At 57.9% G+C, this 20,701-nt stretch carries 21 protein-coding genes; 10 read left to right on the top strand and 11 right to left on the bottom strand.

Going from position 1 to position 20,701, the window contains the following annotated elements; genetic code table 11:
• Nucleotides 1-81 precede the first annotated feature (81 nt).
• On the bottom strand, nt 82-1,449 hold the full coding sequence (ffh, locus tag CPter91_RS22240; RefSeq protein WP_061944337.1) for a signal recognition particle protein: 1,368 nt from the start codon (nt 1,447-1,449) through the stop codon (nt 82-84).
• Between the two features lie 315 nt (nt 1,450-1,764).
• On the opposite strand from ffh, the gene CPter91_RS22235 reads away from it, so the two are divergent.
• From CPter91_RS22235 to CPter91_RS22190, 10 genes are all read left to right on the top strand, one after another.
• A complete protein-coding gene (locus tag CPter91_RS22235; protein ID WP_061944334.1) occupies nt 1,765-2,574 on the top strand; it encodes a cytochrome C assembly family protein in 810 nt (269 codons plus the stop codon).
• Nucleotides 2,571-2,837, top strand: coding sequence for a PP0621 family protein (locus CPter91_RS22230; RefSeq protein WP_061944332.1), 267 nt, complete (start codon nt 2,571-2,573; stop codon nt 2,835-2,837). Before CPter91_RS22235 ends, CPter91_RS22230 begins: the two co-directional genes overlap by 4 nt.
• A 3-nt stretch (nt 2,838-2,840) precedes the next feature.
• The gene (locus tag CPter91_RS22225) at nt 2,841-4,580 is read left to right on the top strand and encodes a two-component system sensor histidine kinase NtrB (protein WP_061944329.1); all 1,740 of its coding nucleotides are present in this window, start codon (nt 2,841-2,843) and stop codon (nt 4,578-4,580) included.
• A gap of 26 nt (nt 4,581-4,606) precedes the next feature.
• The gene (locus CPter91_RS22220; RefSeq protein ID WP_061944327.1) at nt 4,607-6,091 is read left to right on the top strand and encodes a sigma-54-dependent transcriptional regulator; all 1,485 of its coding nucleotides are present in this window, start codon (nt 4,607-4,609) and stop codon (nt 6,089-6,091) included.
• A gap of 12 nt (nt 6,092-6,103) precedes the next feature.
• Entirely contained in the window at nt 6,104-6,742 is a 639-nt protein-coding gene (gene ampD / locus CPter91_RS22215) for a 1,6-anhydro-N-acetylmuramyl-L-alanine amidase AmpD (protein ID WP_061944324.1), read from the top strand.
• A gap of 520 nt (nt 6,743-7,262) precedes the next feature.
• Nucleotides 7,263-10,187 carry a ribonucleoside-diphosphate reductase subunit alpha gene (locus CPter91_RS22210; RefSeq protein ID WP_061944322.1) on the top strand — a complete coding sequence of 975 codons (2,925 nt, stop codon included), beginning with the start codon at nt 7,263-7,265 and terminating at the stop codon, nt 10,185-10,187.
• A gap of 252 nt (nt 10,188-10,439) precedes the next feature.
• The gene (locus CPter91_RS22205) at nt 10,440-11,612 is read left to right on the top strand and encodes a ribonucleotide-diphosphate reductase subunit beta (RefSeq protein WP_061944319.1); all 1,173 of its coding nucleotides are present in this window, start codon (nt 10,440-10,442) and stop codon (nt 11,610-11,612) included.
• Between the two features lie 503 nt (nt 11,613-12,115).
• A complete protein-coding gene (locus tag CPter91_RS26075; protein WP_082793168.1) occupies nt 12,116-12,877 on the top strand; it encodes a histone H1-like DNA-binding protein in 762 nt (253 codons plus the stop codon).
• Between the two features lie 359 nt (nt 12,878-13,236).
• A complete protein-coding gene (locus CPter91_RS22195; RefSeq protein WP_061944316.1) occupies nt 13,237-13,779 on the top strand; it encodes a YggT family protein in 543 nt (180 codons plus the stop codon).
• A complete protein-coding gene (locus CPter91_RS22190) occupies nt 13,776-14,120 on the top strand; it encodes a DUF167 domain-containing protein (protein WP_061944313.1) in 345 nt (114 codons plus the stop codon). Before CPter91_RS22195 ends, CPter91_RS22190 begins: the two co-directional genes overlap by 4 nt.
• Nucleotides 14,121-14,182: 62 nt before the next feature.
• Here the strand turns inward: CPter91_RS22190 and bfr are convergent, their stop codons facing one another.
• From bfr to CPter91_RS22140, 10 genes are all read right to left on the bottom strand, one after another.
• Entirely contained in the window at nt 14,183-14,653 is a 471-nt protein-coding gene (gene bfr / locus CPter91_RS22185) for a bacterioferritin (protein WP_061944310.1), read from the bottom strand.
• Between the two features lie 274 nt (nt 14,654-14,927).
• Complete coding sequence (locus CPter91_RS22180; protein WP_061944308.1) at nt 14,928-15,344, bottom strand: ExbD/TolR family protein; 417 nt, start codon at nt 15,342-15,344, stop codon at nt 14,928-14,930.
• On the bottom strand, nt 15,344-16,084 hold the full coding sequence (locus CPter91_RS22175; protein ID WP_061944305.1) for a MotA/TolQ/ExbB proton channel family protein: 741 nt from the start codon (nt 16,082-16,084) through the stop codon (nt 15,344-15,346). The genes CPter91_RS22180 and CPter91_RS22175 overlap by 1 nt, the downstream gene beginning before the upstream one ends.
• Nucleotides 16,085-16,164: 80 nt before the next feature.
• Nucleotides 16,165-16,851 carry an energy transducer TonB gene (locus CPter91_RS22170; RefSeq protein WP_082793542.1) on the bottom strand — a complete coding sequence of 229 codons (687 nt, stop codon included), beginning with the start codon at nt 16,849-16,851 and terminating at the stop codon, nt 16,165-16,167.
• A gap of 23 nt (nt 16,852-16,874) precedes the next feature.
• A complete protein-coding gene (locus CPter91_RS22165; protein ID WP_061944299.1) occupies nt 16,875-17,105 on the bottom strand; it encodes a (2Fe-2S)-binding protein in 231 nt (76 codons plus the stop codon).
• Between the two features lie 92 nt (nt 17,106-17,197).
• Nucleotides 17,198-17,518 carry a hypothetical protein gene (locus CPter91_RS22160; protein WP_061944296.1) on the bottom strand — a complete coding sequence of 107 codons (321 nt, stop codon included), beginning with the start codon at nt 17,516-17,518 and terminating at the stop codon, nt 17,198-17,200.
• Between the two features lie 98 nt (nt 17,519-17,616).
• Nucleotides 17,617-17,814, bottom strand: a complete 198-nt coding sequence (gene hemP, locus CPter91_RS22155) for a hemin uptake protein HemP (RefSeq protein ID WP_061946525.1) — start codon at nt 17,812-17,814, stop codon at nt 17,617-17,619.
• 325 nt (nt 17,815-18,139) lie between these two features.
• Complete coding sequence (locus CPter91_RS22150) at nt 18,140-19,375, bottom strand: THUMP domain-containing class I SAM-dependent RNA methyltransferase (protein WP_061944293.1); 1,236 nt, start codon at nt 19,373-19,375, stop codon at nt 18,140-18,142.
• Between the two features lie 171 nt (nt 19,376-19,546).
• Entirely contained in the window at nt 19,547-20,149 is a 603-nt protein-coding gene (locus CPter91_RS22145; protein WP_061944290.1) for a 2-hydroxychromene-2-carboxylate isomerase, read from the bottom strand.
• A 29-nt stretch (nt 20,150-20,178) separates the two neighbouring features.
• A complete protein-coding gene (locus CPter91_RS22140; RefSeq protein WP_061944288.1) occupies nt 20,179-20,601 on the bottom strand; it encodes a CopD family protein in 423 nt (140 codons plus the stop codon).
• Nucleotides 20,602-20,701: the final 100 nt, after the last annotated feature.

Here is a 20,701-nt window from a genome sequence, read left to right as displayed (position 1 = left end):
TTACCTCCAATTTGCTGAAAAGCCTTGCAAGTCAATGACTTGCAAGGCTTTTCGGGTCTGGCAGCAGTGCTGGAACAGGGGTTAGCGCATGCCTGGCATCATACCCTTCATGCCGCGCATCATTTTCATCATGCCGCCACCCTTGAGCTTTTTCATCATCGACTGCATCTGGTCGAATTGCGACAGCATGCGGTTGACTTCCTGCACCTGGACCCCGGCGCCGACCGCGATGCGGCGTTTGCGCGAGGCCTTGATCAGTTCAGGCTTGGCGCGTTCCTGGGCGGTCATCGAGTTGATGATGCCTTCCATCCGCCGTACCTGTTTCTCTGCCTGGTCCATATTGGCGCCGCCGGCAGCCTGCTGGAATTGCGCCGGCAGCTTGTCCATCAGGTTCGACAGGCCGCCCATTTTTTTCATCTGGCCGAGCTGCGCCTTGAAGTCGTTGAGGTCGAACTTGCCGCCGCCCTTGATTTTGTGCGCCAGGTCCTTGGCCGCGGCAACATCGACGCCTTTCTGCGCTTCCTCGACCAGCGCCAGGATGTCGCCCATGCCGAGAATACGGTTGGCCATGCGGGTCGGATCGAAAGCTTCCAGGCCGTCCAGCTTTTCGGCGGTACCGGCAAACTTGATCGGCTTGCCGGTGATATGCCGCACCGACAGTGCGGCACCGCCGCGGGCGTCGCCGTCCAGCTTGGTCAGTACGATGCCGGTCAGCGGCAACGCATCGTTAAAGGCTTTGGCGGTATTGATGGCGTCCTGGCCGAGCATGGCGTCGACCACGAACAGGGTTTCGATCGGCTTGACGGCGGCGTGGATAGCGCTGATTTCCTTCATCATCGCTTCGTCGATGCCGAGGCGGCCGGCGGTGTCGATGATCAGGACATCGTGGTAATGGCGCTTGGCATAGTCCAGCGCAGCCAGTGCGATATCCACCGGCTTGTCGGTAATTTCGGTCGGGAAGAAGTCGGCGCCGACCTGCGCCGTCACGGTTTGCAGCTGGCCGATCGCGGCTGGGCGATAGACGTCGGCGGAGACGGTCAGGACCTTTTTCTTCTTTTGTTCGCGCAGATACTTGGCGAGCTTGCCGACGGTGGTGGTTTTACCCGCGCCTTGCAGGCCAGCCATCAAAATGATCGCCGGCGGCTGGGTCGCGAAACTCAGCTGTGAAGCTTCAGGGCCGAGATCGGCGCCCATCAGCGAGGCCAGTTCGCGCTGCACCACCCCGACCAGGGCCTGGCCCGGCGTCAGCGAGGCTATGACTTCTTCGCCCAGCGCTTTTTGTTTAACGTTGGCGATAAATTCGCGCACGGCAGGCAAGGCGACGTCGGCTTCGAGCAGGGCCAGGCGTACTTCGCGCAGCATTTCCGCGGTATTGGTTTCGGTGAGGCGCGCTTCGCCGCGCATGGTTTTGACGACTTTGGCGAGGCGTTGGGTAAGATTGTCGAGCATGGGTACGCGGCGTTTCCAGAAGAGGTGCAATCGGTCAATGTGACCCAGCTTACACGCAGCCGACACGCCCGCGCACTGTAAGAAGGTCACAATAATCACTGTAAGAAGGTCACAGTAATGCTTGTAAACCACCATTTTACCTGATGCTGCTCAAACGCCTAGCATTCCGGGGCAAGCAGTCGCAAACGCCGCGCATATTAAATAACAGACAGAAATGATGTTCAAGTTGCAAGAAACGGAACAGGGTGCCGACGGCATGCATGTTCGCCTTGTTTGAGCACGCCGCGCAGACGCCACATGTTGTAAACTTACACGATGCAAACATCTCTTTTCGTTCTGGTGGCGCTGCTCTATATAGGCTGCACCTTTTTGCCGGCTAGCCGGCGCCAGACTATTTCGATTGTCGTTGCCGCCGCCTGGTTGCTGCACGGCGGCGTGTTGTGGGCCGATGTGGTTGGGCCGGAAGAGTTGCGAGTCGGCTTTTCCATGATGCTGTCGGCGACCTTGTGGGTCTCGGTGGCGGCCTACTGGCTGGAAAACCGCAACTACACGCTGGACGGCCTGCGCGTGCTGGTGCTGCCGATGGCGGCGCTGGCGGCGGTGCTGCCGGCCATCTTTCCAGGGAATATGGTGCCGCTGAACGGCAAGTCGCCGGTTTTCCTGTGGCATATCGTGATTTCCATCCTGGCCTACAGTACCCTGACGATTGCCGCTTTCCATGCGGTGCTGATGGTGTTGCAGGAATCGCGCCTGCATACCCGGCCGGGCGGCGTTAAAGCCGGCTGGTTTGGGCTGGCCCTGGATCGCCTGCCGGCGCTGCTGACCATGGAAAAACTGCTGTTCCGCCTGATTGCGTTCGGGTTTTTCCTGCTGACGCTGACCGTGCTGTCAGGCGTGGTGTTTTCGGAAGAGCTGTTCAACAAGGCTTTCAAATGGGATCACAAGACCATTTTCACCATGCTGTCATGGGCCTTGTTCGGCCTGCTGCTGGCCGGCCGCAGGTGGCAGGGCTGGCGCGGCCGCACCGCGCTCAGTTTTACCTTGACCGGATTTGCCGTTTTGCTATTGGCGTATGTAGGGAGCCGTTTCGTGCTTGAAGTTGTGTTGCATCGGGTATTAGTATGAAATTCATCATCTTGATTGTCATTGTGCTGGCCGTGGTCGTCTGGCTGCAGCGCCTGCAAAAGAACCTCGGCCGCGACCGTTCGTCCTCGGCCGGATCGCCGTTTCCGGGTGGCGCTGCCTCGGCCGCCAATGAGCCGGCGCAGGCGGAAGCGATGGTGGCCTGCGTCCATTGCGGCATCCACTTCCCGGCCTCGGAAGCGGTGGCCGATACCTCCGGCGCGGTATTTTGCAGCGCCGAACACCGCCGCCTGCATGCGTCCTAGCGCATGACGAGTTCCAGCCGCACTTTGCAGGGCGACAAGCCCGACACGTTCTGGCGTACGCTGCAAACCTTTAACGTGACGCGGATTGTGGTGGCGATGGTGATGCTGGCCTATGTCAGCAGCCAAAGCAAAGGCGAGATATGGTTTTCCCAACTCATCACCGGACCCGAGATCTGCGGCGTCTATCTGCTGTGCGCGGTTTTGTTTACGCTGGTGACCGCCTATCATCGGCGCCATTACATGCTGCAGATCGTGTTGCCGATTTCAGTGGACCTGGTCGCGGTGTCGATCCTGTATATAGGAGCCGGCGGCGCCAAAAGCGGCCTGGCGATCCTGTACCTGTTCCCGCTGGCAGGTGCGGCGATTCTGGCGCCCTTGCTGGTGGCGCTGTTTTTTGTTTCGATCGCGACCATGGTGCTGCTGGCGGACAGCGGCTACCAGATTCTGCAATCCGCCCCGGATATTTCCACCGTGCAGGCCGGCTTGTATGGCGGCGCTTTCTTCTTTGCCGTACTGGTGATCAACCGCCTGGCGCACAAGCTGATCAAGCAGGAAGAACTGGCGACCCAGCGCGGCAGGGATTTGCGGGTGCAGATGGACATCAACCGCATCGCTATCAAGGACATGGGCGACGGCTTGCTGGTGGTCGATCCGATCGGCACGCTGATCATGGCCAACCCGGCGGCGGAACGCATGCTCGGCCTGTCGTTCCCGATGTCGGATGACGAGCCGCGCCATAAGCTGAGCGACTATGCCTTGCTGGCGCCGATCACCGATGCGCTGTTTGCCTGGGAATCGCGGGTCAGCGATCTGCCGCAGCCTGGTTCGCCGGTGGTCGGCGAGGCGGTATTTGTCACCATCAAGCATACCGACGATCTGGGCCAGGAAGCGGCGCTCATAGACTGGAGCGGGCGGCGCGAGCTGGCTGCGCACTTGAAAGTACGCTTTGCCGCGGTCAGGATGCGCGAACTGAGCGAGTATCGCGCCGTTATTTTTTTGCAGGATGTCAGCGAAATCGAAAACCAGGCGCAGCAGCTAAAGCTGGCTGCCATGGGCCGCCTGACTGCCAGCATTGCCCATGAGGTGCGCAATCCGCTGGCCTCGATTTCCTATGCCGCCACCTTGTTGTCGGAAGAGGTGGCTAGCCAGACGCAGGCGCGGCTGGTGACGATTGTCGAAGACAATGTGGCGCGCCTGGACCGCATGATCGAGGATATCTTGAAGCTGTCGCGCAAGGCCCAGCGCCAGCTGGAGCCGATTCAGCTGGCGCCGCTGCTGCACGATATCGTCAATGAATTCAAGCAGACCCATGCGGTGGCGCCTGGCGCCGTTGCCCTCCAGATCGATCTGGATGACCGCTACCATGTCTGGTTCGATCCGCTGCATTTGCGCGAGGTGGTGACCAATCTGCTGTCGAACGCGGTGCGTTATGCCAGCGGCAAGCCTGGCGGGATGCGCCTGCATGTCATGTCCAGCGTCGCCGGCAGGCTGGAGCTGCACGTACAGGACGATGGCGAACCGATTTCGCCGGCGGTGCGGGCGCACTTGTTCGAGCCGTTTTACACTACCTCCAGCAAGGGCACCGGGCTGGGCTTGTTTTTGGCGCGGGAATTGTGTTTGAATAACGGCGCACTACTTGATTATGAATACCGGCATGATGTTCAAGGACAGAATTCCAGCCATGTGAGTGGTCGTTTTGTTATTGCGTTTGCTCCCCGTGATCCTCTGTCGCTAGCTGACTAGAACTATTATTAAAAAAGACCATTGCCATGACTTCACCCCGTATTCTGGTCGTCGATGACGAAGCCCATCTGCGCGAACTGCTAGAAATAGCGCTGGTCAAGATGGGACTCGATGTCGACAGCGCTGACAGCCTGGCCGCCGCGCGCAGCCATCTGGCCAGCAACGACTATGCACTGATCCTGACTGACATGCGGCTGCCGGACGGTCTCGGCATCGAGCTGGTGCGCGAAGTCACCAGCGGCGACAAGGTGATTCCGATCGCCGTGATCACGGCCTATGGCAGCGCCGACAACGCCGTGGTGGCGTTAAAAGCCGGCGCTTTCGACTATTTGTCGAAGCCGGTGGCCCTGGACCAGCTGCGCCTGATGGTGCAATCGGCGCTGCGCATCGGCAAGCCGGCCGAGAATCCGCGCCAGCCCGGCGACGTCAAAACGCGCGGTAATGGCAGTGGCAACGCCTTGCGCCTGATCGGCCAGTCCGCCGCCATGCAGGAATTGCGCACCCAGATTGTACGGTTGGCGCGCAGCATGGCGCCGGTGGCGATTACCGGCGAGTCCGGCAGCGGCAAGGAACTGGCGGCGCGCGATATCCATGCGCTTAGCCCGCGCGCCGACAAGCCGTTTGTCGCCGTCAATTGCGGCGCCATCCCGGAAGCCTTGATGGAGGCCGAGTTCTTCGGCTACCGCAAAGGCGCATTTACTGGCGCAGCCGACGACCGCGAAGGATTTTTCCAGGCGGCCAATGGCGGCACCCTGCTGCTGGACGAGGTCGCCGACCTGCCGCTGGCGATGCAGGTCAAGCTGTTGCGTGCGATCCAGGAGCGGCGCGTGCGCAAGGTTGGAGCGACGGTGGAAGAGCCGGTGGATGTCCGTTTGATCAGCGCTACCCATCAGAATCTGGCCGAGTGTGTCGAATCAGGTAGATTTCGCCAGGATTTGTACTATCGTTTGAATGTTATCGAATTAAAACTGCCGCCTTTGCGGGAGCGCCTGGACGATCTTGGCTTGCTGATCGGCGCGGTGCTGGCGCGCTTGTCGGTGTTTGCACCGCAGGCGGGGCCGGTGACGCTGGCGCCGGCAGCCATGGACGCTTTGTGCACCTATGCCTTTCCGGGCAATGTGCGCGAGCTGGAAAATATCCTGGAGCGGGCGCTGGCGTTTGCCAACGACGGTGTGATTGAAGTAGCGGATCTCGGCCTCAAGGGCGGCGGCAATAGTCGTGCGCTGGAAGCGCAAAGCCTGGATGACGGCTATCCCGATGCTGGCGTAGGTGTGGCGGGCATCGCGGTGGTCGGATTGGAGCCGGTTGCTGTCGCAGCGGCAGCGTTGCCGGGCGGCGCCGAGTTGCCGCCCTCGCTGCCGGACTACCTGGATGATATCGAGCGAGATGTCATCCGGCGGGCACTGACCCGCACGCATTTTAACCGGACCAAGGCGGCCGACCTGCTGGGCATCAGCTTCCGCCAGTTGCGCTATCGCATGCAGCGCCTATCGATTCACGAGCAGGATTAAGGCTAGGTAACAATGACGGAGCAGAATGCGCTTCATCCCTACTTCGAAGTCGGCGCCGACGGCTGGTGCCGTCCCGATGAGGTGGTGCGCCAGTCGTCGCCCAATTGCGACGACCGGCCGGCCGGCAGTGCCATCGACCTGCTGCTGATCCATAACATCAGCCTGCCGCCCGGCCAGTTCGGCGGCCCGTATATCGCTGACCTGTTTGGCAACCGTTTAGCGTATGATGCGCATCCTTATTTCGAACAGCTGCGGCCGCTGCGGGTTTCTTCCCACTTCCTTATCGTGCGCGACGGCGGCGTGATCCAGTTCGTGTCCGCCAATCAGCGGGCCTGGCATGCCGGCGTTTCCAGTTTCGAGGGGCGCGAACGTTGCAATGATTTCTCGATCGGGATCGAGCTGGAAGGCAGCGATTTCGAAGAATTTTCCGTGATGCAATATGGTGCGCTGGCGGCGTTGACCCATGCATTGCAATTGCGTTATCCACTGACCGCGGTAGCTGGACATGAACATGTCGCGCCCGGCAGAAAGACCGATCCGGGTCCCTTTTTTGACTGGGCCCAATACCAGCAAGCCTTAGCCGGGCATGCGCCGGAAATCTCCGGCAAGCCGATCCTGCGCTTTCCTGCCATAGATAAAAAAGTCAATTAAATAGTCTCTTTTTGAATATAAAAAAGATCCTATTTTTGGATTGCGTCGACAGGGTCTAGGTACTACAATTAGTAAAAATCAAATCCAGAAACCTATATGTAGTGTTTTTTTGTATCTCTTCATTGGCTTGTTTTGCATGGCCTGTCCACTTTGTGGTGTTTTGTTTTTGTACTCATATCAGTATAAATGCAGGTGTCGGACAGGCTGCTAAGCGGCCTCTGGATTTGTTGTCAGTCATTGGTTGCTGGTCATCGCGTACCCCTTTTTAACGTTGAATTTTCTCGTGTCATCCGGATTTGGGCATCAGCCATGAAGCCTGCGGAGAGCGCGCCGACAACGCAATGACGAATATGGAAACAGCAGGGAACAGCAAGAAGCAATATAAGCAACATAAGCAACAACAAGCAACAACAAGCAGCAAGAAGAAGCGGCAATATCTGAACCATCAACGGTTCCACGGTTCTAATTAATCACGGCAGGCGTAATGAGTTCGCCTGCTTTCACAGTCTCGGGAGGCTCAGTGCAATCTACTCAAGAAATTTCCGTTAAATCATCAGCCGAAGTCGCTGGTGTTCCGTCATCAACCGGTAGCGGCTCTCCCGTCAAGGTATCCAGCAGTTTTGGCGACTACAGAATCATCCGTCGCAATGGCGCCGTGGTCGGCTTTGAGCCATCCAAGATCTCGATCGCGGTCACCAAGGCTTTCCTCGCCGTCAACGGCGGTCAGGGTGCAGCATCGGCGCGCGTGCGCGAACTGGTCGAACAGCTGACCTCGAACGTGGTCGCCGCGCTGGTGCGTCGCCAGCCGAACGGCGGCACTTTCCATATCGAAGACATCCAGGACCAGGTCGAACTGTCGCTGATGCGCTCCGGCGAACACGATGTGGCGCGTGCCTACGTGCTGTATCGCGCCAAGCGCATGGAAGAGCGTTCGCAACAGCAGCCGGCGGCCAAGTCGGTGGCTGGCGGCGCCGAACTGTTTGTCACTGAAGATGGCCAGCGCCGCGCGCTGGACATGAACCAGGTGCGCGACCTGATTACTGCGGCCTGCATCGGCCTGGAAAAGCATGTCGACGCCGAAGCCATCCTGGCCGAGACCGTCAAGAACCTGTACGACGGCGTGCCGGTGGAAGAACTGCACAAGTCGGCGATCCTGGCGGCGCGTGCGCTGATGGAAAAAGACCCTGCCTACAGCACGGTTACTGCGCGTCTGCTGATGCACACTATTCGCAAGGAAGTGTTCGGCAAGGAAGTCGCACAAGCTGACGCTCCGGCGGAATATCTTGAATATTTCCCGAAATTTATTAAAAAGGGTATTGAAGCCGATCTGCTGGATGCCAAGCTGGCCCAGTTCGACCTGGCCAAACTGGGCGAAGCCCTGAAGCCGGAGCGCGACCTGCAATTCGGTTACCTCGGCCTGCAAACGCTGTATGACCGCTATTTCCTGCACGTGCGCGATATCCGTATCGAAATGCCGCAGGCTTTCTACATGCGCGTGGCGATGGGCCTGGCATTGAACGAAGTCGACCGCGAAACGCGCGCCATCGAGTTCTACAACCTGCTGTCCAGCTTCGATTTCATGAGCTCGACGCCGACCCTGTTCAACTCCGGCACCCAGCGCTCGCAGCTGTCGTCCTGCTACCTGACAACGGTGGCCGACGATCTCGACGGCATCTACGAAGCCATCAAGGAAAATGCCCTGTTGGCGAAATACGCCGGCGGCCTGGGCAACGACTGGACGCCGGTGCGTTCGCTGGGCGCCCATATCAAGGGCACCAACGGCAAGTCGCAAGGCGTGGTGCCGTTCCTGAAGGTAGTCAACGATACTGCCGTGGCGGTCAACCAGGGCGGCAAGCGCAAGGGCGCGGTCTGCGCCTACCTGGAAACCTGGCACATGGACATCGAGGAATTCCTCGACCTGCGTAAAAACACCGGCGACGACCGCCGCCGCACCCACGACATGAACACCGCCAACTGGATTCCGGACCTGTTCATGAAGCGCGTGATGGAAAAGGGCGAATGGACCCTGTTTTCGCCAAGCGATGCGCCGGACCTGCATGACAAGGTCGGCAAGGCTTTCGAAGCTGCTTATACCGGCTACGAAGCCAAGGCTGCCCGCGGCGAGCTGCGCCTGTTCAAGAAGATCCAGGCGCTCGACCTGTGGCGCAAGATGCTGTCGATGCTGTTTGAAACCGGCCACCCATGGATTACCTTCAAGGATCCATGCAACATCCGTTCGCCGCAGCAGCACGTCGGCATGGTCCACAGCTCCAACCTGTGCACCGAGATCACGCTGAACACCAACGAATCCGAGATCGCGGTCTGCAATCTGGGCTCGGTCAACCTGCCGGCGCACATGAAAGACGGCCAGCTGGATCATGCCAAATTGCAGAAAACCATCAATACTGCGATGCGCATGCTGGATAATGTGATCGATATTAACTATTATGCAGTGAAGAAGGCGCGCGATTCCAACCTGCGGCACCGTCCGGTCGGTCTCGGCATCATGGGTTTCCAGGATTGCCTGCACATGATGCGTATGCCTTATGCTTCGAAAGCAGCGGTTGAATTTGCCGATACGTCGATGGAAGCAGTCTGCTACCACGCTTATTGGGCATCGACCGAACTGGCGGAAGAGCGCGGCCGTTACAGCAGCTATCGCGGTTCCCTGTGGGATCGTGGCATCCTGCCGCAGGATTCGTTGAAACTGCTGGCGGAAGAACGCGGCGGCTACCTCGAAGCCGACATGTCGGAAGCGCTGGACTGGACCCAGCTGCGCGCCCGCATCAAGGAATTCGGCATGCGCAACTCGAATTGCGTAGCGATTGCACCGACAGCGACGATCTCGAACATCATCGGTGTATCGGCATGTATCGAACCGACTTATCAGAACCTGTACGTGAAATCGAACCTGTCCGGCGAGTTCACCGAAATCAATGCATACCTGGTGCGTGACTTGAAAGCACGCGGTCTGTGGGATGAAGTGATGATCTCCGACCTCAAGTACTTCGACGGCAGCCTGGCCAAGATCGACCGCATTCCGCAAGATCTGCGCGACATCTATGCAACGGCATTCGAAGTGGAGCCGTCCTGGCTGGTGGAAGCTGCATCGCGCCGCCAGAAATGGATCGACCAGGCACAGTCGCTGAACATCTATATGGCAGGCGCATCCGGCAAGAAGCTGGATGAAACCTACAAGCTGGCGTGGTTGCGTGGCCTCAAGACCACCTACTACCTGCGTACCATCGGCGCAACGCATACCGAGAAGTCGACCTCGAAAACCGGTGCACTGAATGCGGTAGCGGTAGATGGTGGCATGAGCGGTGGCGCGGCTGCGGCATACGGCACTGCAGCAGTGGAAGCGGCGCCGCAGGAACTGGATGGCCCGGCATGCACCATGCGTCCTGGCGATCCTGGTTTCGAGGAATGCGAAGCCTGCCAGTAAGCTAATCTAGCTATTTGGGGACAGAGGCGCACGGCGAGTGTTTGAGAGCCACCGTAGCGTGGCGAATTACACTACCCGCGCAGCACTTGCCGTGCGCCTCTGCCCTCAACTGGCTAGGTAAAACGTATAAATTGCAAAGAAAAGTAGGGTGGGCAAGTTTTTTGCCCACGCGTTACCGAAATAAACCTGGTGACGGATTTGACGTCACGCGTGGGCATGGATGCCCACCCTACAAAGATAAAGGAATAAAGAATGCTCTCCTGGGATGAAGAAAAAAGTTCGGCGCCCGCTCCTCGTACCCCGTCGGCGCAGCCAGGGTTTATCCCCTCGGGCCGCCCGCAAATGTCCGATACCGCTTTCAACCCGGCATTGATGGCACAGACTGCAGCGCCTGCGGTCGACACTACGCATCGCGTCAACGCGGCCGACAAGCGCATCATCAACGGCCATACCGACGTCAACCAGCTGGTGCCGTTCAAGTACAAATGGGCTTGGGACAAATACCTGGCCGGCTGCGCCAACCACTGGATGCCGCAGGAAATCAACATGCAGCGCGACATCGAGCTGTGGAAGAATCCGAACGGCCTGACCGAAGACGAACGCCGCCTGGTCAAGCGCAACCTGGGATTCTTCGTCACCGCCGACTCGCTGGCGGCCAACAATATCGTGCTCGGCACCTACCGCCACATCACTGCGCCGGAATGCCGCCAGTACCTGTTACGCCAAGCGTTTGAAGAGGCAATCCACACCCACGCCTACCAGTACATCGTGGAATCGCTGGGTTTGGACGAGGCGGAAATCTTCAATGCGTACCACGAAGTCAAATCGATCCGCGACAAGGACGAGTTCCTGATCCCCTTCATCAATACGCTGACCGATCCTGAGTTCAAGACCGGCACTACTGAAAACGATCAGAAACTGCTGCGTTCGCTGATCGTGTTTGCCTGCATCATGGAAGGTCTTTTCTTCTATGTCGGCTTCACGCAGATCCTTGCGCTGGGCCGTCAGAACAAGATGATGGGCGCCGCCGAACAGTATCAATACATTCTGCGCGACGAGTCGATGCACTGCAATTTCGGGATCGATTTGATCAACACGATCAAGATGGAAAACCCGCATTTGTGGACACCGGAATTCCGCGACGAGATCAAAGCGTTGTTTTTAAGCGCAGTGGAGTTGGAATATCGCTACGCAGAGGATACAATGCCGCGTGGAGTGCTCGGTTTGAATGCGCCAATGTTCAAAGGGTATTTGCGGTTCATCGCAAATCGCCGCGCGCAACAGATCGGACTGGACCCGATGTTCCCTCAGGAAGAAAATCCCTTCCCCTGGATGAGTGAGATGATCGATCTGAAAAAAGAACGCAACTTTTTTGAGACTCGTGTAATCGAATACCAAACCGGCGGTGCACTGAACTGGGAATAAAGGCTTCAGATCTCGGACAAGAATTATTAGTAGTGGATGGATGAGGTGAGGAGACCTGCAGCGCTTAGTACATAAAAAAGTCTGCAAACTGAAAGGTGATTTCCAAACTTAATGAACAACCAAAGACAGAAACGTACTTATCTGTTGTCGCCGCTTACCCCGATTCAATCGGGTTTGGCGGCGTTTTCTTTGGAAAAATCTAAAATTATTTGTAACAGAATTCCGACGCCGGCTTAGCCGCTGGCGTTTTTTTGGCCAAGGATCGCTGCCGCAAGGTATTGCGAACACTTTCTCCCCAGTCTTGGAACTGGCGAAAAGACCCTGGTCAACAATGGCTGAAGTGCTGCATCAATGAGGGGATGGAGCAGTTCAGCTGGTGCCGAATTCATTAGCGCAAGCAGAGTTGATTGCGCCGATGAATAATCCGCCGTTCCCATCGCGATGGGTTCGTCGGGTTTCCAACTTGGAGCTTGATTTTTTCCATCACGTGAAGGAGAAACAAAATGGCAACAGCAACAAAGAAAGCCGCAGCGAAGAAACCCGCTGCGAAGAAGGCAGCTCCGGCTAAGAAGCCAGTAGCTAAGGCAGCAGCAAAACCAGCAGCTAAGAAACCAGTTGCTAAGAAAGCTGTCGCGGCCAAAAAGCCAGTAGCTAAGAAAGCAACAGCTAAGCCTGCAGCGAAAGCAGCAGCAAAACCAGCAGCTAAAAAACCAGTTGCTAAGAAAGCTGTCGCGGCCAAAAAGCCAGTTGCTAAGAAAGCACCAGCAAAACCAGCAGCGGCTAAGAAGCCAGTTGCTAAGAAAGCTGTCGCGGCCAAAAAGCCAGTAGCTAAGAAAGCAGCAGCAAAACCAGCAGCCAAGAAACCGGTTGCTAAGAAAGCTGTTGCGGCCAAAAAGCCAGTAGCTAAGAAAGCAGCAGCAAAACCAGCAGCGGCTAAGAAGCCAGTTGCTAAGAAAGCTGTCGCGGCCAAAAAGCCGGTAGCTAAGAAAGCAGTAGCAGCCAAGAAGCCGGTTGCCAAGGCAGCAGCAGCGAAACCAGCGGCCAAAAAGCCGGCAGTCAAGAAAGTCGCGGCTAAGCCAGCAGCAAAAAAGCCAGTAGCTAAAGCTGCAGCGAAACCTGCTGCAGCTAAGCCAGCGGTTAAAAAGGCAGCAGCGAAACCTGCGGCCAAGAAGCCGGCAGCTAAGCCAGCAGCAGCACCAGCAGCAGCAACTACCGTGCTGAACCCTGCGGCAGCTTGGCCTTTCCCAACCGGCACACGCCCGTAATTAGCGTTTGCCGGCTTACCTGATTAAGTTCAGGTATATCGCCCGCTGAATGGCCTAGCGCCCTTCAGCGGGTTTTTATTTGTGGCTGCGGATTTGTTCATGGAACAGGTATGCGCCCGGCATAAGTCCGCGTGGACCGCTCCGTCAGCTCGCGCGAAATAACTGCTAGGATAAGCAGCTGGCAAGTCAGTTATTTTTAAACCTGGTGTTTGTCCACATTCCCGGCCTACATCTGGTACTCGAATTCGGGTAAGTTAGCAGGTAAATTAGCAGGTAAATTAGCAGTATAGAGACTGGATCGCCGCAGCTTGGTGCCGGTCCGCCTGAGTCCTTGCTTTGTCTGGAAAGGGAAATACCTCGTGTTGCAGAATATTTTTAGCCTGATCATCGAAACCATCGCCAGCGTCCTCGGCGGCGTCCTCTTGCTGCGCTTCTGGATCCAGGCGGTACGCGTGCGGCCGCCGCAGCAGCTGGCGCAGTTCATCTTCACGCTGTCCGACTGGGCGGTAAAGCCGTTGCGGCGGCTGTTGCCGGGCGTCGGCGGCTACGATTGGGCCAGCCTGATCGGCGCAGTGCTGGTGGCGGTCGCCTGCATCCTGCTGGAGCTGGGCGTGCGCTCAGCCTTCAATGCTTCCCTCATCTTCAGCCTGTCGGCGCTGCTGTTTTTCCAGTGGGTCTTCTACGGCTTGATTGCGCTGCTGATCATTGAAGCGGTTTTCAGCTGGGTCAATCCGAACGCTCCCCTGGCGCCCTTCGTACGCGCCCTCAACGAGCCGCTGCTGCGTCCTCTGCGCCGCATCATCCCGCTGATCGGCAGCGTCGACCTGTCGCCGTTGGCAGCTTTGATACTCTTGAGAGTGGTGCACCAGCTGGTGATCTATCTGATTTCGATAGTGGCATGAGCGGTAGCGTCGGCGCTGGCACATCAGCCGGGCTGGATGCTGCCTGGTGCTCGCCGATAGCCGGCGGCGTGCGCTTGGCGCTGCAGGTGACGCCGAACGCCAAGAAAAGCCAGGTAATCGGTCCGCTGGACGATGTGCTCAAGCTGCGCCTGCAGGCGCAGCCGATTGAAGGCAAGGCGAATGAAGCCTTGATCCGCTTTCTGGCGGAGTTGCTGGCGCTGCCGCGCAGCAAGATCAGCATTACCCACGGCCAGACCAGCAAGAAAAAGCTGGTCGAGCTGATCGGGGCGCAATTGACTGTGGATGCCGTCGTGTACAAACTGCTGTCTGCAATAGCGTAAGCACGAAAAAAAAGCTCCCGACCGAGGTCAGGAGCTTTTTTACATTTGCTGTTGCTTGCTGCTTAGGCGTCCATCTGGCTTTGCAGGTAGTTTTGCAGGCCGACCTTGTCGATCAGGTCGAGCTGGGTTTCCAGCCAGTCGATATGTTCTTCGGTATCTTCCAGGATTTCCGTGAACAGCTCGCGCGAGACATAGTCGCCGGCTTTTTCGCAGGCGGCGATGCCTTCCTTGACGGTCTTTTGCGCACCCTGTTCCAGCTTCAGGTCGCATTGCAGCATCTCCGGCGTCGATTCGCCTATCATCAGCTTGTGCAAGGCTTGCAGGTTCGGCAAGCCGTTCAGCATCAGGATGCGGTCTATCAGCTTGTCGGCGTGTTTCATTTCGCCGATCGATTCTTCGTATTCTTTCTTGCCGAGCTTTTCCAGGCCCCAGTGCTTGTACATGCGGGCATGCAGGAAGTACTGGTTGATCGCTGTCAGTTCGTTGGTCAGCTGCGCATTGAGCAGCGTGATGATTTGTTTTTCGCCTTGCATGGGAACCTCGCTATGGTGTTGGGGCAGAGTGGAGCGGCGATAACAGGGGGATGTATGCCGGCTGCTCACGTGATCGGAGCCTCGTTTAACCGAAATTCAACCGAAATCGCAGCCATGATAGCGCAAGCAAAAAGCTTTTTCACCATGAGATAGCGCGAATCATTTTCATTGTGATTTGTGCATCTCGCAGAGAGTGGATGCCGCCCATGTAAATAGAGCCCGCACATGAAACCATGGCGGGCTCTGAAGGCGTTGAGCCCTGAGTGGAATGCGCTTACTTAGCGTCGGGCTCGGTCACGAAACCGATCTTTCCCAAGCCGCCGGACTGGGCGGCGGCCATCACTTGCGCTACTTTCTCATACTGTACGGTGCGCGCCGCGCGCAAATGCAGCTCCGGTTGCGGCTGCTTTTGCGCCGCTGCCGCAATCCGCGCAGTCAGTTCATTGCGGTCAAGCGCTTCTTCGTTCCAGAACAGCTTGCCGTCGGCATCAATCGACAGATTGATGCTTTCCGGCTTGACCTGGTCCGGCTGGTTGGTGGCGCGCGGTAGGTCGATCTTCACCGCGTGGTTCATCACCGGAATAGTCATGATGAAGATGATCAGCAGCACCAGCATCACGTCCACTAGCGGAGTGGTGTTGATCTCTGGATTGAAATCGTCGTCCGAATCGGACAGAGAACCCATGCCCATCATGCACCTTTCACGGCGACCAGCTTGGCGCCATTGGCCGCACCGCTGTGATTGTCCGCTTCGTTATTGCTGGAGCGGGAACCGGTGACAAACAGCGCATGCAGGTCGAAGCCGAACTTGTTCAATTTGGCGATAATGGTCTTGTTGCCGCGCACCAGCGCGTTATAGCCGAAGGTGGCCGGAATCGCCACTGCGAGGCCGAGCGCTGTCATGATCAGCGCTTCGCCGACCGGACCGGCAACCTTGTCGATGCTGGCTTGGCCAGACGTGCCGATCGACACCAGTGCGTGATAGATACCCCAGACAGTGCCGAACAAGCCCACAAACGGTGCGGTCGAACCGACCGATGCCAGTACCGCCATGCCCGCCTGCAGCTTGCCGGAGACTTCGTCGATCGCCTGGCGCAGCGATAGCGTGACCCAATCGCTGACCGACAGCTGATCGTGCAGATGGCCTTTATGCGCGGCGTGATGGCGCATCGAGGAAACCCCGGCCTGCGCCACTTCGGCAAACGGATTCTCGGTGCCCAGTGTGGCGATCCCTTCCGGCAGGCTGGTGGTGTCCCAGAACTGGTGGCCGGCGGCATGGGCGGCGCGCTGGAAGCGCAGGATCTGCAATGCCTTGGTCAGTATCACGTACCAGGAGGCGATCGACATCGCGACCAGCAGCACCGCCACGCTTTTGATGACGAAATCGCCCTGACTCCAGAGCGCCTCTAATCCGTATGGACTTGCTTCCATGATGAACTCCCCTTGTATCTGTGATGTAATCTATGACGCAAATGCGGCTGCACCGGCTGTGCGGCAGGCAGCGCTGTTGATTAATTGGACAACTGAAAATTGATCGGCACGATGGCGAATACCGCCAATGCCTTGCCGTCTTCCATATAGGGCTTGAACAAGGCGCGCAGCACGGCCTGCCTGGCGGCGTCGTCGAGACGGCTGGAGCCGGACGATTTCTGCACTTCGGCCCGCTCGGCGCGGCCTTTGTCATTGATGAGGACGCGGATGATGGCCTTGCCTTCTTCACCCATTCGCTTGGAAACCGCCGGATACTTGACGTCGGGCGGCTGGATGTATTCCACGCCGGAGGTAATGGTGCGCGGCTGTGGCGGCGCTGCTACCGGTGCCGGGGCGGGCGCCGGCGCGGCGGGCGCTTCTTCGTGCTGCGCCGGCTGTGGCGGCGCTACCGGAACCGAAATCGCGCTTTCCGAGGGAGTATTGTTGACTACTGGCGTCGGCCGCGGCGGTGTGATGCTCTTCTTTACCACGGCTACGGTCTTCGGCGGCGCCGGTTGCGGCTTGGGCGGCGCCGGCTCAGGAGCTTTTTCCGGCGTGATGAAACTGGCGAAGATTTCCTTGGGAACGGCTTGCGTAGCCTGATGGATCAAGCCGCTTTCCAGCGCCCAGAAAAAGGCGACGTGGAGCAGCAGGATCGTGCCGAGAGGAGCGATGCGTTTGACTTTTTTCCATGCAAGCGCAGGGTGGCTGATTGCTGCTGACGACATGGTTGCGCTCATTCCAACCGACATTAAGCGGCTTGTATGTTTTGCTGGAACACCATGGCGTGAACGTGACGAAGGGCTGCCGGCGCCTTGTTATCCAGGCACTCGCGCAACACGCTTTTGGCGCAGGTATGGCACTTGCCACAGCAAGTGGCAATCCCCAGGTTTTCGCGTAGCTCGGCCATGGATGACATGCCCGAGTCGACCGCCTGGCGGATCTTTCTATCTGAGACGTTGTTGCATACACAAACAATCATTTTGCGTCCTACTGCCATAGTGGAAGGCAGATTAAAAATAAAAGTCGGCCGACAAAGATGCTATCGCGGCCTTATGGTTTATCGATACTGCTCTAACAGACCCTGCTGCCGGCCACCAACCTGCTGAACAGATTGTATTTTTCCGGCGCCGGCATGCTGCTCTCTACTACCGTGCCCCATTGCTCCGACAGTTGCAGGCAAGTGGCGCGCAACACCGGCGCCAGACTCGGCAGATCGGCCAGCGCCTTCAAATGCCGCTCGATCACCGATGCCAGCTTGACGCAGCCGCTGGCTTCCTGGCTGCTCGCCGTGTATTGCGACATCAGGTGCAGCACCGCCGAGACCAGCAGTTCCGGCTGAGCCGGCGCGCCGTTGGGCTCCACGAAAGCCGGATTGATTTTCTCAGAGACCATCAAGTAACTCCTATAGTGACTCGCTGGCTGGCTTCCGTATGCTGCTGGCGGGCTTTACAAGTTATGTCGAATAGTTATGGCGAATGAAGCGGGGCTGCTCAGGCAGTCAGGATCAACTTGTTCAGCTGGGTTAGCCTGAGTTTATAAATTCTGCCGCCATGATCGATTTCGAGTTCGCGCATTTGCTTGAACAGATCCTGGCTTTTGATTCGCGTGACTGCAGATGCAACTGACTTCGTGATGCTGGACACAGGGGCTTTTTCAAGATGTGCTTCGCGTCGTATCGAGTGGCTCATAATAGTCCTTTCTGTAAATGCGAACAATTCGTATTTGTATTATTCGCTACTTGCGCAGGGAATGCAAGCGCTTTTAGCACGGCGTGCCATGGCGCTACAGAATGATGATGGACGCGCAACAGAGTGCCCGGGCGAGCAATGATGCCCATGGGAAAAGTTGTGCTAAGGAATAGGTGAATCCGGCAGGCGGCAACAAGCCTGAGCCGTTTTAGGGATCGCGAAGAGGGAGTTTGTTGCCGGGAGGCAGCAAAAAGGGGCTGGATGTGAAACAAGCGCAAAGATTGCGCTTGTTTGATGACGAACTGTTAAGCAGGCGGACCGCCTGTCATTCGGCCTTGGGCTTGGCGGCTTCACGCCGGTTGAAGCCGGCCACCATGTCGAAGCGGAACAGCCTGCATTCCAGGGCGCCGTTGAAGAATGGCGTCTTGCGCGCTTCTTTCAGACGCAGCAGCTTGGGCAGGCCGAGGTCGGCCGAGAACAAGAAGATGCTCCAGCCGGCAAAGCGTTGCTTCAGCGTGGTGCTGAAGGCGGTGAAGAAGGCGGTCAGCAGGTCGTCGCTGCTCAGGGTACTGTCGCCGCGCACGCCGATCCGTTCGCCGTATGGCGGGTTGGTCAGCATGATGCCGCCTTCGGCATCGCTCGGTGGTTTGACTTCCTGGGCTTCGATCTGTTTGACCGGCACGTCGAACAGGATGCCGGCGTTGCGCAGGTTGTTGAGTGCGATCTGCACCATGTCGCCCGAGATGTCGCTGCCGAAGATGGTCGGCGTGGTCGGCAAGGGATGCGGCTTGAAGCTGCCTTTGATGGCCAGCCATTTATCGCTTTCGAATTCGTTGAATTTTTCGAAGGCGAAGCGGCGCCGGGCGCCGGCTGGAATGCCGGCCAGGATCTGGGCCGCCTCGATCAGGATAGTGCCGGAACCGCACATCGGATCGAACAACACCGTGCCAGGCTTCCAGCCGGAAGTACGCAGCAGGCCGGCCGCCAGGTTTTCGCGCAGCGGCGCATCGCCGGTTTCGGCGCGCCAGCCACGCTTGAACAAGGCTTCGCCGGAGGTGTCGAGGTACAAGGTAAAGTTGTGGGCGTCGAGGAAGCCGACGATGCGCATGTCGGGCGTGCCGGTATCGACCGACGGCCGTTCATTGCAGAGGTCGCGGAAGCGGTCGCAGATGCCGTCCTTGATCTTGAGCGTGGTGAATTGCAGGCTGCGCAGGGGCGACTTGACCGCCGTGACGTCGACGCGGATGGTATGGCTGACGGGGAACCAGCTTTCCCATTCCTGTTCCAGCGTCATGTCGTAGATATCGTTTTCATTCTTGTAAGCGCCATGCGTCAGGCGCAGCAGTACCCGGCTGGCGATGCGCGAATGCAGGTTGATGCGCCAGGCATCGCTTAGCAAGCCTGAACAATGGACGCCGCCAGGCACCTGGGTATGCACCTTGAGCGTGACCGCAGGGGCGCTGAACTGGGCGATTTCTTCCAGCTCTTCCGCCAGCGCGGCTTCCAGGCCGCGCGGGCAGGGGCAAAAATAGGAGTGCTTATCGGTAGATTTGTGTGACATGGGGATCCCTTTATCCGTTGGCGATCGGACCTCGATAAACCTACTGCGCGGCCCAATCTCGGCACTGCGATGCTCACCGTACTTTCGTACGGTTGCGCTTCTCTTGCCGACCTTGAGCCGCTCGCTACGGTTTCTCGAGGCCCCTTTACTACTTACTATAATAAAAACAATCTATCTGGCGAACGCGCGCTCGACGAAATCCAGCCGGTCCTGGCCCCAGAATGCTTCGCCATCGACCACATACCAGGGCGCGCCGAAGATGCTGGCGGAAATGGCATCGTCGGTAAAACGATCGAATTCGCTCTGGACGCTGGCGGTTTCCGCCGATTTCAGCAAGGTCTTGCCGTCGTGACCGAGCTCGGTGGCGATTGCCGCCAGGGTGGCGCTGTCGGCGATATTGCGCTGTTCTGCCCAGACTGCCCGCATTATAGCTCCGGTCAGCGCCAGGGCTGCATCTGTTCCATGCGCCAGCTGGGTGGCGATGATCAGTTTTGCCGCATCGTCGCTCTGCACCGGGAAAAATGTCGGCTGCAGATTCAGCGGCACTTGCAGATATTCGCTCCAGCGCCGCAGCTCTTCCAGGCGGTAAGCTTGGCGCTGAGGCGCCCGCTTTGCCAGCGGCAAGCCACCGGACGTGTTGAATACCTTGGACAGGTCGCAGGGTTTTAATGCGACTTTGACATCGTATTGCTTGGCCAATGCCACCAGGCGGGCATGGCCCAGGTAGGCAAAGGGCGAATGCGGCGCGAAATAATATTCACAAAGCTTGCTCATGACGGGGCCTCGAATGGCGTTGGAACGGTTTAGAACGGTTTGACTACGACCAGGATCACAATCGCCAGCAACAGCAGAACCGGCACTTCGTTGAAGTAGCGCAACCATACATGGCTGCGCGTATTCACGCCTTTTTCAAATTTCTTCAGCAGGCTGCCGCAGGCATGGTGATAGCCGATTACCAGGATGACCAGGAACAGTTTCGCGTGCAGCCAGCTATTGCCGGGACCTTTGCCGATACCGTAGCCGAGCCACAGCCAAGCGCCGAACAGTACCGCCGGCAGCGACAGGATAGACATGAAGCGATACAGCTTGCGCGCCATCAGCAACAGTCTCTGCGTGGCGGCTGGATTAGTTTCCTGCGCCAGGTTGACGAAGATCCGCGGCAGATAAAACAAGCCGGCAAACCAGGAGGCGATGAAGACGATATGCAGCGATTTGATCCAGAGCATGGGCGATTTCCTTTTTTACCATTGATGGTCGGGGGGCCGCGAAAACACGAAAGGCACGAAAACAAAAACAGGATTTTTCGTGCCTTTCGTGTTTGCGTGG

Origin of the sequence: Collimonas pratensis (assembly GCF_001584185.1) — a bacterium.
Lineage (GTDB): Bacteria > Pseudomonadota > Gammaproteobacteria > Burkholderiales > Burkholderiaceae_D > Collimonas > Collimonas pratensis.
The sequence above is the reverse complement of the archived record's forward strand: the minus strand, read 5'-3'. Positions and strand labels throughout refer to the sequence as shown.